Source organism: Methylobacterium sp. CM6247 (genome assembly GCF_054817925.1).
This window is the reverse complement of sequence record NZ_JBTXKX010000003.1, coordinates 2,630,819-2,647,474: the sequence shown is the minus strand read 5'-3', so window position 1 is coordinate 2,647,474 and position 16,656 is coordinate 2,630,819. Positions and strand designations below refer to the sequence as shown.

11 protein-coding genes and 8 pseudogenes are annotated in these 16,656 nt (G+C 57.7%); 7 read left to right on the top strand and 12 right to left on the bottom strand.

The window, feature by feature from the left end:
• Positions 1-4: 4 nt before the first annotated feature.
• Both ACYQOP_RS13305 and ACYQOP_RS13300 read left to right on the top strand, forming a co-directional pair.
• Positions 5-441, top strand: a pseudogene (locus ACYQOP_RS13305) (iron chelate uptake ABC transporter family permease subunit); the annotation flags it as partial.
• A 2-nt stretch (positions 442-443) separates the two neighbouring features.
• Positions 444-1,139, top strand: a complete 696-nt coding sequence (locus ACYQOP_RS13300) for an IS110 family RNA-guided transposase (RefSeq protein WP_461225308.1) — start codon at positions 444-446, stop codon at positions 1,137-1,139.
• A gap of 209 nt (positions 1,140-1,348) precedes the next feature.
• Here ACYQOP_RS13300 and ACYQOP_RS13295 read toward each other — a convergent pair.
• Positions 1,349-1,935: pseudogene (locus tag ACYQOP_RS13295) on the bottom strand (transposase); the annotation flags it as partial.
• Positions 1,936-2,159: 224 nt separating this feature from the next.
• Here ACYQOP_RS13295 and ACYQOP_RS13290 point away from each other — a divergent pair.
• Positions 2,160-2,324: pseudogene (locus ACYQOP_RS13290) on the top strand (transposase); the annotation flags it as partial.
• Between the two features lie 112 nt (positions 2,325-2,436).
• A complete protein-coding gene (locus tag ACYQOP_RS13285; protein WP_461225513.1) occupies positions 2,437-2,643 on the top strand; it encodes a hypothetical protein in 207 nt (68 codons plus the stop codon).
• A gap of 91 nt (positions 2,644-2,734) precedes the next feature.
• On the opposite strand, the gene ACYQOP_RS13280 is transcribed toward ACYQOP_RS13285, so the two are convergent.
• The 7 genes and pseudogenes from ACYQOP_RS13280 to ACYQOP_RS13250 form a co-directional block, all read right to left on the bottom strand.
• Positions 2,735-3,778, bottom strand: coding sequence for an acyltransferase family protein (locus ACYQOP_RS13280; protein ID WP_461222655.1), 1,044 nt, complete (start codon positions 3,776-3,778; stop codon positions 2,735-2,737).
• 866 nt (positions 3,779-4,644) lie between these two features.
• Positions 4,645-5,450 (bottom strand): IS5 family transposase gene (locus ACYQOP_RS13275; protein WP_461222654.1). Its coding sequence is split into 2 segments (ribosomal slippage): positions 4,645-5,120 and positions 5,120-5,450, totalling 807 coding nucleotides; the frame shifts between segments, so codons are not numbered across the junction.
• Positions 5,451-5,855: 405 nt separating this feature from the next.
• Positions 5,856-6,223, bottom strand: a pseudogene (locus ACYQOP_RS13270) (transposase); the annotation flags it as partial.
• 279 nt (positions 6,224-6,502) lie between these two features.
• Positions 6,503-6,659, bottom strand: a pseudogene (locus ACYQOP_RS13265) (IS21 family transposase); the annotation flags it as partial.
• A 333-nt stretch (positions 6,660-6,992) separates the two neighbouring features.
• A complete protein-coding gene (locus ACYQOP_RS13260) occupies positions 6,993-7,370 on the bottom strand; it encodes a hypothetical protein (RefSeq protein ID WP_461222653.1) in 378 nt (125 codons plus the stop codon).
• Positions 7,367-8,146, bottom strand: a complete 780-nt coding sequence (locus tag ACYQOP_RS13255; protein WP_461222651.1) for a WecB/TagA/CpsF family glycosyltransferase — start codon at positions 8,144-8,146, stop codon at positions 7,367-7,369. Before ACYQOP_RS13255 ends, ACYQOP_RS13260 begins: the two co-directional genes overlap by 4 nt.
• A 255-nt stretch (positions 8,147-8,401) precedes the next feature.
• Positions 8,402-8,986: a sugar transferase gene (locus tag ACYQOP_RS13250; RefSeq protein WP_461222650.1), complete on the bottom strand. Its 585-nt coding sequence runs from the start codon at positions 8,984-8,986 to the stop codon at positions 8,402-8,404.
• Between the two features lie 246 nt (positions 8,987-9,232).
• Between ACYQOP_RS13250 and ACYQOP_RS13245 the strand changes: the two are divergent.
• Positions 9,233-10,001: pseudogene (locus tag ACYQOP_RS13245) on the top strand (IS630 family transposase); the annotation flags it as partial.
• 101 nt (positions 10,002-10,102) lie between these two features.
• Here the strand turns inward: ACYQOP_RS13245 and ACYQOP_RS13240 are convergent.
• Positions 10,103-10,255, bottom strand: a pseudogene (locus ACYQOP_RS13240) (NAD-dependent epimerase/dehydratase family protein); the annotation flags it as partial.
• A gap of 153 nt (positions 10,256-10,408) precedes the next feature.
• On the opposite strand from ACYQOP_RS13240, the gene ACYQOP_RS13235 reads away from it, so the two are divergent.
• Together ACYQOP_RS13235 and ACYQOP_RS13230 are read left to right on the top strand one after the other, a co-directional pair.
• Positions 10,409-11,044: a transposase gene (locus ACYQOP_RS13235; RefSeq protein WP_461222648.1), complete on the top strand. Its 636-nt coding sequence runs from the start codon at positions 10,409-10,411 to the stop codon at positions 11,042-11,044.
• The gene (locus tag ACYQOP_RS13230; RefSeq protein WP_461222647.1) at positions 11,013-11,546 is read left to right on the top strand and encodes a hypothetical protein; all 534 of its coding nucleotides are present in this window, start codon (positions 11,013-11,015) and stop codon (positions 11,544-11,546) included. Before ACYQOP_RS13235 ends, ACYQOP_RS13230 begins: the two co-directional genes overlap by 32 nt.
• Positions 11,547-11,625: 79 nt before the next feature.
• On the opposite strand, the gene ACYQOP_RS13225 is transcribed toward ACYQOP_RS13230, so the two are convergent.
• The 3 genes and pseudogenes from ACYQOP_RS13225 to ACYQOP_RS13215 all read right to left on the bottom strand — a co-directional run.
• A complete protein-coding gene (locus ACYQOP_RS13225) occupies positions 11,626-12,789 on the bottom strand; it encodes a glycosyltransferase family 4 protein (RefSeq protein WP_461222646.1) in 1,164 nt (387 codons plus the stop codon).
• A 520-nt stretch (positions 12,790-13,309) separates the two neighbouring features.
• Positions 13,310-16,111 (bottom strand): glycoside hydrolase family 5 protein, encoded by a 2,802-nt coding sequence (locus tag ACYQOP_RS13220; protein WP_461222645.1) that lies wholly within the window; start codon positions 16,109-16,111, stop codon positions 13,310-13,312.
• Between the two features lie 161 nt (positions 16,112-16,272).
• Positions 16,273-16,656, bottom strand: a pseudogene (locus ACYQOP_RS13215) (transposase); the annotation flags it as partial.

The window sequence follows — 16,656 nt, the reverse complement described above, 5'->3', positions numbered from 1 at the left end:
TGAAAGCTTGTCCGCGCTTGTCCTCTGCGAGATACAGTTGCCTCGCGCCTTGCGGGGGCCCTCGTCGGCTTCAGCCTGGGGCTGACCAGAACGGCGATGTAGGGCTACCTGCGCAACCCGCTCGCCGATCCCGGCATACTCGGCATCTCATCGGCTGCGGCCCTCAGGGCCGTGATTGTGTTCTATGGGGGATTCGCGGCTTGGCTCAGCTTCGCCCTCCCGCTCGGCGGGATCGCCGGGGCCGCCTTGGCGGCGCACGCCCTCAACCTCGTCGCTGCCCGCGGTGGCACCACGCTCGGGCTGATCCTGGCTGGTGGCGCCCTCTCGAGCCTCGCGGCCGCCCTAACGGCTCTGGCTCTTAACCTGTCGCCGAACCCCTACGCGGCCCTGGAGTTCGTGTTCTGGCTGATGGGGTCTCTCACCGACCGCAGCATGGACTACCCATTTTAACCCGCCCGTATTCGAGCGCGAACTCCCAATCGTCGACCCGCGACGTGCTGGTCGGCCAGCGCACCCAGCTCATCAACGCGATCCGCGGCCATCTTGCCGAGTACGGCCTGATCGCGCCGCAGGGGCCCGCCCATATCGAGCGGTTGATCGCGCAGATCGAGGATCCCGCTTCGGACATTCCTCCAGCCGCCCGCGCCAGCCTTGCCGTGCTCGTCTGTGCGTTCCGCCACCTGCAGGAACAGACCGCAGCCCTCGATGCCGAGATCGCCACGCGCGCGAAGGCCGACGATACGGCTCGGCGGCTTATGAGCGTGCCGGGCATCGGCCCGCTGATCGCCACTGCCATCGAGGCCCTGGCCCCGCCCGTAGAGACGTTCCGTTCGGGGCGCGACTTCGCCGCCTGGGTCGGGCTGACACCGGTGCAACGCTCGACCGGCGGCAAGGAGCGCCTCGGCCGCACCTCGCGCATGGGCGAGCGGACGCTGCGACGCCTGCTCATCATCGCGGCCAGCGCGGTGGTACGCTGGGCCAAGCGCAAGGGCGTGCCGGCCGACTCATGGCTCGGCCAAATGCTCGCGCGCAAGCCGCCGATGCTGGTCATCGTAGCTGTGGCGAACAAGAACGCGCGCATCGCATGGGCCCTTCTGACGAAGGGTGGGATCTACCGAGCTCCGGCCGTCACCGCGTAGGCGGGACGGACGCGAGGCTGTCGGAGGGCGTGAGGAGGTCGACGGACAGGTATGGCGCAACGTCGGTGAGACGGAGTTGGGAGAACCAGGCGCACGGGGAGCGCTTCGAGCGCGCTGTAGTGATGTGGTCCCGACTCTCGCACTCCCATACGGGCCCGCGGCATGTGACCCGCCGCATCAGAGGCCGGACACATGGCAGCACCCGATCACGCACCGCACCCGTCCAGAGATTTTGCTTGCACCCGAAGGGGCGTCCACACATGACCGTGCGGGATGGGCGAGCGCAGCCGCTCGCCGCGCGGTGAACGCCCACGGGTGCGAGCCATGTTGCTGGAGGTCCAGGTCTCGTCGAGGAAAACCAGGCGCGCAGGGTCGAGATCGAGTTGGCCCTCAAACCACGCCTCGCGCGCGGCCTTCACATCCGGGCGTTCTTGCTCGGCGACGTGAGCTGTCTTTTTTTGTAGGTGAGATAGCGTGCGTCGAGGAAGCTCCACAGCGTGCCAAGCCCGACCTTTAGGTCGTGCTCGTCCCGCAGTCGGGCGCGCATCTCTTCCAGGGTGATGTCGTCCTTCTCGTCGATCAGTCCGCGCAGTAACGCCTCGTACGGATCGAGCTTCGAGCGGCGCGCCCGCCCTGGCGGACGAGCGGCCACCGTCCCGGTCGTCATGAGCGCGGCCATCCAGCGGATCGAGGTCGCGATGCCGACGCCAAACCGCGCGGCCGCCTGGCGGCGCGAGGTCGTTGCCGCGGCCTTCACCCCGCGCTGGCGTAGGTCCTGGCTGTAGGGTCGGCCCATGCTTCGCTCCTTCTCAAAGCGATCAGTGAGTCAGCCAAACAGCTTCGCGTGAACCCCAGCTGACCGATTCAGCTCAGCCCGAAAACGCTCTAGCAGGCTTCCCACCCTGGCGCACGGTCTAAGGCTGGTTCCGGCGCTGGATTGGGAAAGGGCTGTTCGAGACCCAGACGCGGGCGCCGGCCCGCCGCCAGCGATGGTGTCGCGGACGCTGCACGGAGCCGCGGTTGGCGATCATTGACACGCAAAGCGTCAATTGCGTCGGCGTGCGCGGGCCGCACGGCTACGATGGGGCCAAGAAACGGGTCGGCCGCAAGCACGTGGCGCTCGTCGACGCCGAGGGGCGCTTCCTGGCTTTGGCGGTGGTACCGACCTACGTGAAGGATCGCGATGCGCTCCCAGCCGTCGATGACGGCAAGGTGAAATGGTCCAGCCTACGTCTGGCCCTTCCGCGACGATACCTTTACGGCCCAGCGCTGCCAGAAGTGGTGCAACATTCACCGCATGCGCCACCGCGTCGTCGAGAAACAGTTGGATCAGAAGGGCTTCGGTTTGCTGCAGTGGCGCTGGGTTGTCGAGCGGAGCTTCGGCTGGCTCAGCCACGGGGGTGACCTAAACAGCGAGCGCGTCGGTCGACTCGACATTGCAAAAGGTCGTCTCGCCTGCGTCGCCAGCCTCATGGCCGCCAACGCTCCCAACAATCGAGCCTGAAATCAAAACGTCACGCAGGCTCTTGAAAAGATGTCCTAACCACACCAACCCCTACAACATTGGCACCCGATCACCCATATAATAAATCTCGTTAAACACTTCTCTTGATACGCTTTACAAATTTTGACTCGACTAGTGTCCACGAAACAAATCCGATAGCATAGGAGGCTAACAAAACGAAATATAGCCAATAAAACGACATCGTGAATCCGGCGACTACCAAAATGTTCACTATGAGACCATGAAAAAGATATACGCCGTAAGATATATCATAACCATGAAGCCAACTAACGCGGACCCATGTATACGCAGTGGACAAAGTTAATACCCCAAGTGCAGCTTGACTTAATACAACAGTAAATGCGGAGTAAGGCAAAACATTGTACATAAGAACGACTAGCGCTAGCCAATATATTGCCCTGCCACATAATAAATTTTTAACTTTTGGAAACAGATAGTAAGCGACAGCTCCAAGTAAAAATTGGAAATAATGAGTAATGAATAAGTATCTCCATATTTTTTCAAAAAATAACTCGGGACTTTCCTGCTCTTTGATTATAGAAGGCACCCAAATCCTAATTGCTATAGCAATAAAAACACAAATAATCAGCAGAACGACTAAGCATATGCTCTTATTGCGAGTGCGATGTATCATAAAAGATAAGAGCGGTACAGTCGCATAAAACTGCAACTCAACCGGTATTGTCCATAGACTACCATTATATGAACCGAAGCCGAAAGATTGTAAAAAAACGGGCGTGTAGATTAAACCTCCAAGTTGACTAAAAAACCAAGTTGCGCCCTGAAGCGAGAGGAGAGGATACCCTAGAGAAAGCAGCAGCGCACTCGTAACAATAAGACATAACCACAGCCCCGGCATGATACGGCGCGCCCGCTTTTCAATGTATGACCCGATAGAGGAACTTCTCTCGTAGGAAGACGTAATAAGGAAGCCGCTGACGACAAAGAAGATCGGCACACCAGAGAATGGTGCGAAAAGGGTAGTCCAGGCTGGGGCTTCGAGTTGTAGATGATGCAGGACGTGAAAAATAACTACCTGCGTAGCAGCAAAAAGTCGTATATAATCAAAATTGTTGCGACCGGGTTGCTCAACTGCCATCTTTTCGATGCGCATGTTGCTAAACGTTCGGGTAATGCTAAATGGAACGTTCACAATTCAATCCCGTTACCGTGGCGCCACATGGCTACCTGCCGACCGTGGTGGCCGACCTCTTTTCTTCCTTAACATTTGCCGAGCAAAAGATGAAACCATATGGGCGCTAACTTCGCGTCATCAGTTATGGTTGGAGTCGCCCCCCAGCGCTTTTTACAGATGTGCATTACGCGTTTCTAGGTTGTGAGACCCCGTTTCGTAACGGGCTGTCGGACCGTCGCCCCAGCACTACTTTGGCAGACTAATCTAACAGCGGCGGGTAGAAGGCGACCCCACAGCGCGATTATCGCCGCGGTGGTGGCCGGCTAAGGTGATCCAGGATGGTATTCCGGATCGCGGGCATCGGGGGCTGCGATGGTGGGCAGGCAATTCTTTTCCTCCGCCAGGCCACTGAGAGGCGCTGGGAGTGGAGGAAGGGGTAGGCCATGATCGTCATCAGCGCGTCCCGAGGCAGTCCAGTCCAAGAGCGGCGCTCTGAGTGGTCGAATCCGAGTTCCCCCTTCATCTACTGGTGGGCCCGTTCGCAGATCCAGCGGACCTTGGTCGTGGTGGCGAGCTGCTTGAGGGTCGCATTGGCGCGCAGCTAGTTGCCCGTAAGACTCGGCCTGACGTTGTTCTTACCCGAGAGCTGGACGGGCGCCCCGGACCGACTGGTCAGGGCTGACGTTTAAGGATCAGCGCGGCCCGGACCAAGCTCGAGATCGCGGTCGCGGAGATCGATCGCATCCGAGAGGGTGACGTACGCTTCGGCTGCGAGCTTACTGATGCCGGTTAATGCTGCTCTGAGCCGTTCCAGAAGGCCCTCAACGAACGCAGCCTAAGAGCGCCTAACAGAACCGTTTGATCTGGTTGAGAGTGATGAGGCTGGTCGCGAGGCTCGTGAAGGCCTCGTAGATGTCTGCACGTCGCTCGTAGCGGATGGGCAGGCGGCGGAAGCGGTTGAACCACGCGTGGGTACGCTCGACGACCCAACGATGCCGACCAAGTTTCTCGCTGCTTTCGATACCCTTCCGCGCGATGCGCGGGACGATGCCCCGCGCCCGGCACTCCTGGCGGCGGGGTCGGGCATCGTAGGCCTTGTCGGCGTGCAGCTTGTCCGGACGGCGTCGCGGTCGCCCTCGTCGACCACTCCGCAGAGGCGGAATGGCATCGAGGGTGGCCGCCATCATGACGGTGTCGTGTCTGTTGGCCCCGCTCAGGCAGAAGCCGAGCGGCGTGCCGCGCGCGTCGGTGACGAGGTGGCGCTTCGTACCCGGCTTCCCCCGGTCCGTCGGGTTCGGGCCGGTGGCAGGCCCCCTTTTTTAGCCGGGACAGACGCGCTGTCCAGGCAAGCCCGGTTCCAGTCGATCTCACCCGCTGCGTGCAGGCGCTCCAGCAGCACGTGATGCAGGCGGCTCCATACGCCCGCCGCTTGCCAGTCCCGCAGCCGCCGCCAGCAACTCATGCCGGAGCCGCAGCCCATCTCGGCCGGTAGCATCTCCCACGGCAGACCCGAGCGCAGCACGAACAGGATGCCCGTCAGGGCGGCCCGGTTCTCAATCGGACGACGCCCGCCCTTCGGACGGGGCCGAGGTGGCGGGAGGAGAGGAGCGATCTCATCCCAGAGATCATCGGGGAGAAGCGGTCTGGCCATGCCAAACCAACGCTGAACTTCCAGCTTCGTGCCGTTCTGTTAGTCGCTCTAAGGTGGACTGGCGGAATCACGGGGAGCAATAAGGTCGACCCAGCCCATGTGGCGCTGATCTTCCCTGTCGCGGGGCGTAGGCGGCGGCGCCAGGGGCATGTGCCGAATCAGGTCTCGATCGAGGCCAAGAATATCCTGGCGCATATGACCAGCAGATCCGCGACTTGGCGGCACGGCACCGGGGGACGGCTGCGGGGGACGGCTGCGGGCTTGGTTCTGTGTGCTGCGTGTCCGAACGGCTGATGGCCCGATGAAGCGGATCAGCACACAAGGCAAACAGCACCCGACCGGGGAAGCCGTCTTACTGGTGCTCGAAAAGCGTGACACAGGCGAGTGCGAATTCTGAACCTAGAACCCGCCCGCCAGCGTGAGCGACACCAGCGTCTGGCAGTTGGCGATCTTTTCTAACGTCGTGGCGTATTGCCTCGCGACCCCGTCCGAGCGGTTTCCCTCCTTCGGCAAGGCGGTATCATCGACGAAGAGGATCGCATCCTATCCGCGGACCAGGCGATCGACCTCGCGGAAAAACGCCTGCTGCAGCGGCGCCTCGTCCCAGATCCCGGCTGCATAAGATGGTGCAGTCGGTAGTAAGGGAGCCCATCGGCTCGCGCCGCCGTCGGTCGGACGCTCTTGCGATCACCCAGGCCGATGATCCCGGCAACGTAGAGCGAGCACATCGCCCGGCGTGCCGGATGCAAAAGCCCCAACAGGAACGGCTGCAGCCACTGATCTGGATCGTCACGTCATTCCGAAGCCGTCAACATCGCGATCACCCATGACCATTGCAATAGCAAGCGAATCTTCGAAAACTGGCCGTTTTCCCTCTGTCTGCCAGAGTAGTGCTAAACTGCTCGCCGCCGAAGTGGATGTCGGTTCGGCGAAAAGAGCGCGCCAAAACAAGGGGCTAGAGTTTTGTTCCAACCTAACATCGTCGCATGTAGCTCTAGGATTCGGTTGTTTACGCCGCCGGTGGTGGCGACCGCTTCGCCGAAGTCTAACTACGCGTGGCCGGGTCGGGAGCGCTGACGGCAAGAAGGCATCTTGCCCGCTTGCGCGTGCGCCTTCGACGTTGTCCTTCACTACAGTGTAGCCGCCAGCATAGCCCTGCTTGTCATGCAAACGTTCGAAGATCAGCTTGACCGTTTGCCGCAATTTTACTTATGCGGCATTGCAAATAGCCAGAGCGTCGGTCCCCACTGTTGCGTCATGGAACGAACGCGTGCCTTATTCACCCTTTCCGCCGCCTGCCAATCCGCTACCAGCAGAGCAGCGACATGTCCCCGGCCTTCATCAGCCTCGCCGCAAGTCTCACAACTCTAACCCAGATCGGACGGTTCTGACGCGCGCTCCTAAGCGGTTTAGCCGCGAGGAGCTGATCGAACAGGTATTGGGACTGCAGCGTCCGTAAAAAAAATTTGCGCACATCTTCAATGCTGCCGGCGACGGACTACGATGAAGGACGCGAGCGAGCCGTGAAGGCCTACGGCATGATTAGGGGATGATACGGCCGTCATTTCGCGAGCAGCATCTCGACCGCTGCTCGTGAAACAACGGCAGCTGGACGAAAATCTTGTCGCCGGGGTCGTCAGCGTCTTCGAGCGGATCAAATCGCTCACTGTGGCGCAGCGAAAGATGCAGCGTCAGCGCCTCGCCGTTAACTGGTGATTCCAAAGGCTGCTGCGTCCGTATGCCGTCCAGCGGATGATGACCAGCGGCTACAGCGCGCTGTAGCCGGCCAACGGCAAAACTGATATTCGCACTGTTGATGATACCACGCTTCTCCGCGGCGGCAGCCCCTTCGCCACCATACTCAAGTCCGTCAGCGTTTGAATTCCCGTCTATTGGGAAGGGCAAGCTCGCTGGGGTCATAAAATTTTAATCGAAACTGACCTTTTATTCGATGCTTTTAAAGCCGACATTATTAAGAAAGCGCGACCAATAAAGAGCATGCCGCCAACAACATACCTTCTGAATAGTCTTCTAGGCTCCATCATCAATCGAAAAAGCCACTCGAGCCGCACAGACCTTACTACCTTAGGCGCTCGAACGAAACGTCCCGCGATGAAGTCTATAATTGCTCCACCGTTGATAATCAAACATGGCCAATCGATGTGAGATTTGATTAGGTGGGACAGGGCCTCCTGACGTGGCATTCCCATTCCCAGTATAATGATGCCTGGCTTTGACTTAAACAAGACCTCAAGATATTCACTATCCGCTGCAAACCCATGCAGAGTAGAACATACAACATGTCCAGACAGCTCTGTGTTTTTCTTCGCGATGGAAAGCCAGTGATCGGATGTGCCAAATAACGCTATAGATCTCCCTTTTGAGTACTTTAATATTTCTGGTATAAGGTCGGTTCCATTGCAATTCATTCCAGGATCACGCCTAAGCGATCGGAACATAAGCTCCATCCCAATACCATCTCGGAGCAAAAAATCCGATGCCTTTAGATGGTTTCTAGCATTCCAGTTCGACCAAGCAATGTTAAAAGCGTGATGATTAATAAACGACACCACGGTAGGCCCTGACGGCGACGATATCTTGCCAATCAAATCTGACATGCTTTTATAATCATTGACGAGATTCATACCTTCTAGTAGACGACACATCTCAGAAACATTATTGTAAGCGAGCGCCATTGGTAGTTGTCCCTGTGAATTAACGTAGCGAATGTTGATTAACTTACAAAATACAACTAATCTAAGGTCTCTTTGTATGCCGATGAACCCAATCTGATACGCGATTTGCGAATCGATTTTGAATCGCTCCCTAGCAAGGTGATCTTAATGCTAATCCGAACGAACCTAAGGTTGATGTGTTTGGTTGCCCCCTTGAGCAGATAACAAAAACAACGATGAGGAGGTGGCAACCAAAAATAACGTCTCCGGTTAATCTTAAAATGCGTCCGTGCGGCGAGTGATTTCTGCAAAAATCGTCCGCGCGATGATTAGCATGTTTAGCCCTACACTTCGGTTTTTAATGTAATATAAATCCAGTTCTGCCCGACGCTGCATGTCTGCGACGGTTGGAGTTGGCCCGCGCGAGCCGTTTACCTGAGCCCATCCTGTAATGCCCGGCTTGACTGAAAAACGGTTATTGTAAATTTGAATTTTCGCGCCGTAAAGTGCGTCATGCGCTACAGCATGGGGGCGCGGCCCAACAAGCGCCATTTCGCCCCGAAGAACATTTATAAGCTGAGGTAATTCATCTAAGCTAGCTATGCGCAGGTAATAACCAACGCGGGTCACCCGAGGATCTCCTCTAGTTGCCTGTCTCACTATAGCGCAATCCTTGTGTACCTGCATAGTGCGAAACTTGTAGATACGAAACTGCTTTCCATTCAGACCCGTCCGGGTCTGGCAAAATAGTACCGCCCCCTTACTGTCAAGGCGAATCAATATGGCAACTATCACCAACAACGGCAGGAGCATCAACAAGGCGGCAGCAGCTAGCCCGGCGTCGAGCGCCGAGGTGATCATTAAGGATCGACTGCTGAAGCATCTCTCAACCGAGAGTATGCTCGCCTGTGAGCTCTCAACTGTTTCGCTCCCGAGTGCTTCCATGATACCAGCCCTTCGCCCGCGTTTCGTTTTCGTTAACTCATTTACGTGCTGCAGCGCATCATCCAAATGGACTAGAGCTGTGCCCTAGCGGGTTGAATCGTTTGGGGCAGGCGATTTGAATCATGTGTGATTCACCGGACGGGCTTAAGAGGGAAGATCGCCATGCCTTCAGCCCTGTCGGTCGATTTGCGCAAGCTGTCGTGGCCGCGATTGAAGCATGCGCATCGCGGCGTCAGGCGGCCAAAAGCTTCGGCGTCGGCGTGGCCAGCGCGATCCGCTGGCACGAGCGTTTTCGGCAGTAAGGACGGATCGCGCCCAAGCCGATGGGCGGCGAACGCAACTCGCAGCGCCTGTAAGCGCAGGCTGCCGTGATCCTTCGGACCTACGAAGAGCATCCGTTCTCCTTCCTGCGGGAACTCTGCGACGGGGGCCGGGACCACGGCGTTCGGGCAAGCACGAGCGGGCTGTCACGCTTCTTCGCCCGGCATGGGATCACCCTTAAAAAGGGCCTGTCCACGCGGCCGAGCAGGAGCGGCCGGATGGAAAGGCCGCACGCGAGGACTGGTTCGAGCGCCAACCCGATCTCGTTCCGGATCGCCTCGTCTTCCTCGACGAAACGGCCGCAACGACCAAAATGGCTCGCCGCGACAGTCGCGCGCCACGCGGCCAGCGTTGCCAGATCGCCGTGCCTCACGGGCAATACAAGACCACCACCATCACCGCCGCCCTGCGGGCCACGGGACTGATCACCAAGACCGTCTTCGACGGAGCGACGAATGGTATGCGGTTCCGGGCCTACGTCACCGACACCCTGGCTCCGGTGCTCAAACCCGGCGACACCGTCGTCCTCGACAATCTGAACGCCCACAAAGTCGCCGGGGTGCGCGAGGCCATCGAGGCGGTGGGCGCACGGGTGCTTTACCTCCCGCCCTAGAGAGTTTTCGGTGTGTGCTGAATCGATGGTGTGGGGTTCACGAAGAGGTCACGGGCTGATTCACTGATCGCTCTATAGGAGGAGCGATAGATGGGACGACGCGGATTGCCGTCGAGGGACGCCAGCGAGATCGGGTTGGCCGCGTAGGTCAGTGCATCGAGTGTCGCGACCTCACGGCCGAGATCCTCGACGAGGTGCAGGACCAGCGCCGAGCCGATGAAGCCGCATCCGCCCGTGACCAAGATGCGCATGGTATGAATTGATCTCTCAAGAAGGGAGCGGGCCAAACCCACGGAACCGCGACTTTCTCAGACAAAGAGCCTGTTTGAGGTCCTCCGCGGGCCGTCCCCATCTGTTTCCTGTGCAAACACAAATTCCGCCTGGCGGGGCGGAGTGGAGAGCAGATGTGGACGGACCGACATCAGACACGCCATGAGGCGCGCCTAAAGGACATGGTGCTGCAGGCAGGCCTGGACGAGGTGGCCGGTTTCCTGGAACGAGCCGATCCGCCGATCCGACCGGACGCGACAGCGGCGCGCCACGTGTTGGCGGGGATCGCCTGGCACCTGCGGACGGGCGGAGGGTGGCGGGCGCTGCCTGCGGGCTTTCCGCCCTGGCGCACGGTCTACGGCCGGTTCCGGCGCTGGATTGAGAAGGGACTGTTCGAGAGCCTGATGCGGGGTCTGGCCCGTCGCCAGCGGCGGCGCTGCGGACGTCGGCCCGATCCGAGGCTGGCGATCATCGACACGCAAAGCGTCAAGTGCATCGGGGTGCGGGGACCGCGTGGCTACGACGGAGCCAAGAAGCTGGTCGGGCGCAAACGCGTCGCGTTGGTCGACGCCGAGGGGCACGTGCTGGCGCTGGCCGTCCTGCCGGCCAACGTGCAGGATCGCGACACGCTGCCGGCGCTGGACGCGGGCAAGGAGAACTGGCCCAGCTTAACGTCTGGCCCTCCTCGACGGTGCCTTCACGGCTCAGCATTGCCAGGAGTGGTGCAACCTCCACGGCATGCGCCACCGAGCCGTCGAAAAGTGGCTTGACCAGAAAGGCTTCGTCGTTCTGGAGCGGCGCTGGGTCGTGGAGAGAACCTTCGGCTGGCTCACCCATTGGGGGGGACCTGCAGCGCGAGCGCGCTGGCCGCATCGACGTCGCAACTGGGCGTCTCGCCTGTGCCGCCAGCTTTATGGCCGCCAATGCACTCAACAACCCAGCTTAAAAAAAGCTCAAACAGGCACTAAGAAATTTGATACGACTGGTGTTAGAAAAACGGTGGAAAGCGATAGGGTGCGGGGCGACCTTGCCCTGGGTATTATATGCCTCTTCGCTCGCCCATTAATGATTTATCTCGGCGTTGCGCGCCCGCTCGGTCAGTGCTTTCCCCAAAATCGTCGGGCAGACCATTGGCGTCTATGGCCGTCTTGGGACCAACCTCAACCAGCAATCTGTCCAGAATTTCCCGTAGGATCTGCAGAGCTTTGTGTTACACTACCTGAAACTAGCAAACAATCCGCTGTGGCGGTTTGCAAACAAAATTTCTGTTAGCCCAAGGTATAGCCGCCAAATTCTCTCCACCTTTAAAGTAAAAATTCGAAATGATTCCCTGTTGCCAGTTTTGAAGAGTCTATCGTTTATTTGGAATCTCTAAACGGCTCACCAAAGTCACGAATAGGCAGCCAATTCGGTGCCACCCAATAGCATCTGAAACGCTGACGACTCCGGCTTCTGCACGGTCTTGCCACGTCTTGACCGAGACCGCACGGAAGGACGCGATCGCCGCCGCAATTGACTCCGCCGTCACCTCTCCGACGATCATCTCGCCCGCCATGCCTTCCGCGAACAGATCCGCAATCCCTCCTGCATAGGTCCCAATTACCGGCCGACAGCTGAGGGCGGCGACAACCGCTACGCCGCTCTGCGAATCAAAGCGGTCATAGGCAAGGACGAAGGCATCCACCTCTGCAAAAAAACCAGGTAGGTCCTCATCGGCAACGAATCGCTGCTCGATCTCGAACCCGTAAGGATCCTCGGCGATCTCGGATAAGCACTGCATCCAGTAATTCGTCTCTTTTGGGTGAGGCTCGCCGAGGATCAAAAGTTGAACATTATGCCCTCGGGTGCGGGCAAGTTTCACGCCTCGAATTGTCTCTAAGACGTTTTTGTTGCTCCTAATCGTACCGAACGCGAGGAGCCGGCCATTCCAAGGGATTGGCGGGAGGACGCCTACCGATAAAGGGCCATGTGGGATCACACTTACTTTGGAGGCTGGAATATTAAAGTTTCTCGCCAACGCATCACGCCCAGCGGGCGCGAGGACCACAATGTGATGCGCGAGTCGGTAAGATAGGGAATGAATCGCCTGTTCCGTACCTCGAAACCGATCTGGAAAATTCCAGGCGTGGGGTATGGGATCATGAACAATGAAGACGATCCGAGCACCAGATAGACGGAGAGCGAAAAAAAGAGGCAAGCTGAAAGGAAACGGTTCTGGAATTGTGAACACGAAAACTCGCGTCGCCCGCCGCTCAGCGAGGGTCCGGAGAATGCTCGTGAGTGATCGACGAAATGAGGCCCTAGCCCGACGCCAGCGCGAAGCCGGGCCGGTAATCTCGCGGGCAACGAGAATGCGCTTAAGGTTTGGATGAACAGGCTCCCGACTGGTTGGCTCTGCGGCCGGCGAAATGAATGTAACCTGACCACCCGCCTCTGCAATCGCGGCAGCAAGAAGCTGGGCATACCAGCCAGTGCCAGAGCGCCAGACCTTGGAAACGAGACAGAGTTTCGGCATATACTCGCACTGCTTTATGAACGATCAGATTTGCAATATGGTCCAACAGAGGGCCCGTGAATAGTCCCTCCAGCACAATCCTAGTAAATGGATATTATTTGAGGATTCGGGTAAAATTTTAACTCATAAGTACTCACTATTACAGCACTTTTGAACGTTGAAAGCAAGATGAATTTTGTCTTAGAGTTGATATTGTTTTAATCTGGATCATCTAAGTGCAAAATATCCAACTACGAGGGACGATTGGCCTAACTTGATTTGATATAGGTGCAATCGTCGCTATTGCGGTTTTAGATAAGGCGTCTTCTAAAAGACTATCTTTGTGTTAGAAGCCGATGGTTACTAGAGCTCGGCCAATGCATTGGTGGAAGAGACTCGGACAGCAGGACGTAGAAATGCATTATATGTTCACAATTTCCAGCCACCACCTGATTTGAAGAGCTAGTCGATATTCGTTCCGCGGCTGAAAGGTCAATGCCTAATCCCATAAGCCCTACGAGGGTCATGGTGACTTCATTGTTTATTCAATCGTCCAGCTAGCATAGAATACGTCGGCAAGCGCATGACTATACGCGCTATGATCCTGAATCATGTAAATCGCGCTCGATTCGTGGGCGTGGATTGAATCATGGCTCTGATTGAACTCAGATAGGAGACTGGTCGCGGTGTTGGACAGGGAGTTTACAATACCGGAGTCAGATTTGATGAGCGTCCGATTAAAATCGAACGTATCGGTCTGGAAGGATTTGTTCGAACCTGATGCGAACAGATCTACCTGATGAGTGCCGTCCTTGTTAACGTGGTCAATCGATATAATAGCTCCACTCTCATCGAGATAGAGCCGATCTATAATGTCCCAGTTCGTGTCGAAATTATCGATAATTGCGGGGTGCAGCGCGCCAGCGATCGCGTAGGTCGCGACCACATGCGTGCCGTTCGCTTCTTCGTGCAAGACGCTCGTGATGAGGCCCGCGCCATCATACGTGGTCCGACTTTGGAGGCACCCGTCTCCATCGTAGAACTCGCGCGTAGCGGCCAGCGTCGCGCCCGGTTCAAACGCGTCAACCGTGTGCGATCCATCCGCATTGATGTGGTCGATCGCCCTCACATGGCCAGACGCGTCCACTTGCGCCCGTGAGGTAATGTGCCAGGATGCGTCGTAGGTATCAATCGTCGATGGGTGGGCGTCGCCAGCCGACGCGTAGGTCGCGACCTGATGGCCTCCTCCCTGCACCTCGTGCAGGACAGCGGCCACCTTGCCCTGAGCGTCATATGACGTGCGGCTGATGAGATGCCAACTGCTATCGTATGTTTCGCGCGTAGCGGCCAGCGTCGCGCCCGGTTCAAACGCGTCAACCGTGTGCGATCCATCCGCATTGATGTGGTCGATCGCCCTCACATGGCCAGACGCGTCCATTTGCGCCCGTGAGATAATGTGCCAAGATGCATCGTAGGTATCAATCGTCGATGGGTGGGCGTCGCCAGCCGACGCGTAGGTCGCGACCTGATGGCCTCCTCCCTGCACCTCGTGCAGGACAGCGGCCACCTTCCCCTGAGCGTCATATGACGTGCGGCTGACGAGATGCCAGCTCGCGTCGTAGACCTCAAGCTGGGATACGGCCGCCCCCTTGTAGGTCGTCACCGAATGAGAGCCATCCGCATTCTCGACATTGGAAGATAGAAGCGTCCACGCTGTATCGTAGATGACACTCTTGATAATTTTGCTGCCCGCTTGGTACGTGTCGATCTGGTGTCCCCCACCGGCCAGAACAGCTTGCACCGACTGCAGAAGGCCAGCCGCATCGTAGGTTTTGGCGAAAGTCTGCTGCCAGGAGGCGTTATAGATGTAGGAAGACGTCAGATGCGTCCCAGCGCTATTGTAATATGCCAACGTATTCTCGCCGGTGGCACTAGTGCTCTGGAAGGTCGTAAGGCGGCCGGCGTCATCGTAGCTCGCCCGAGAAACGAAATGCCAGGCCGCGTCATACGTTTCAACCTTCGTGATGATGCCGTTTGTAAAGTCCGTAAGGACGTGGCCTCCGTCAGCTACGACTTGCTGTTTAGCCGTCAGGAGCCCCGCGGCAGAATAACTCTCCGTGCCAGTGAGCGTCCACTCGTTGCCGCCGTAGAACGTCACGACTTTAGAACCGTCGGCCGCTACGGCCGCGCGGCTGAGAAGTGTATAGCTTACGTCATAGATCTCCATTGTAGAAGGCTGTGACGACGATCCGGAATAGATCGCAACATTCAGGTGCCCAGCAGCATCCTTCGTCACGCAGCGGGTCACATGTCCGTCGGCGTCGAGGATGGTACGCGAAAGAATCTCGCCGTTATTACTTAAAACATCCTTGATGCTGGCGGTTTCGCGACCTTTCACAAAGGTGTTGACTTCGATGGTGCCGTTAGACGAAATGGAAGAGGAGATGTGCGACGTAGTGTAGTTTTTAAGAACTGCCATCTGCGGCAGATCGAGAATGCCTAGGTTGGGCTCGATAGAATACATGTAATCGTGCCATCCAAGACCCGCGGCCCAGTATGCTGCGCCTTGCCACACGTCGGCATTCTGTTCGACAAAATTAAGCATGTTGGTGAGAGCAGTAAGGGATAAGGCGTTGGCTGCGACTCCGAATTCACCAAGATAGAGCTTCGCGCCTGTCTCGCGCGCCCAGTTTGTAATGGCTGTTAGGCGTTCGACTCCAATCGTTTGAGACACTACCCAGTCGTGCTGGCCCGACGTGTCGTCAAGATACTGATGCACCTCAAAGATATGGTTGTTGGACGAGTCGACAATCGCTCCTGGCCTGCCTAGCACGGCGGCATTGTCCGTCTGCATCCAGCTCCAAGCGCCATCCCAATAGGTGCCTGACACGAGGATTCGCTGCGAGGTTGCGCCCACATCCCGGATGGCAGCGATCCCAGCATTGACGGCAGTCAGCCATTCACCAGCCGTCGCAAGTTGTGGCTCGTTCATTAGGCCAAAAGAGACGCCTGAGTCCGTCGCGAACTCGCCGGCAAGCTTGCCCCAGAAATCTGCGAATGCAGATACCGGCGTTGAAGCGCTGCCGATCATTTGGTCTTGGTAGGCGCCATAATTGTGCAGGTCGAGGATTACGTGCATTCCTTGTGACTCAGCGTATGACACGAAGCTGTGCAGTTTGGCAATTAACATGTTGTCGAGTTGGCCGCCGAGTCTTGGCTGTAGCTGCTCCCAGTCGAGTGGCAGGCGGATCGTTGAAAATCCCTGTGCGGCGAAGTAGTCGACACTCGCCGTTGTCGATAATAAGCCGTAAGCCGCGCCTGAAAGATTGATGCCAAGTTCCATGTTTTGCCCCCGTTTGTTTGGACCTCTGATATTGTGTCCGCCTTGAAATCGAGCCAAACAAATGGGAGGTTTTTATCAAATGGAGTTAGTAAATTTTTAACTATGCATCTCAAAGTCTCGCGCGGTGACTAGGATAGAGGCTGTTATGAACCACGTGCCAGTTAAGCGGCCTGTTTGAGCATGAGGCAGACGAAGGCGACGATGTAGAGAACGGCAAGAGTGCTGGGATAGCGCTCGTCATCCTTGTCGAAGCGGCGGAAGCGCGTCGCCCAGGCGATGGAACGCTCCACGACCCAGCGTCGCGGCAGCAGGACGAAACCGCGCTTGGCCTCCGGGAGTTTGACGACTTCCAGTTCGATGCCGTGTTCGCGGGCGGCCTTGGCTGGCTTTTCCCCGGTATAACCCTGGTCGACATAGGCCAGATCGACGCTGCCCCCAGTGACGACCTGCACGGCCTCGCCAGATGCCCGACCTGGGCCCGGTCGTCGGTATCGGCGGGGATGACGTGCAGGGCCCAGGAGATGGCCCAGGGTTTCGACGACTAG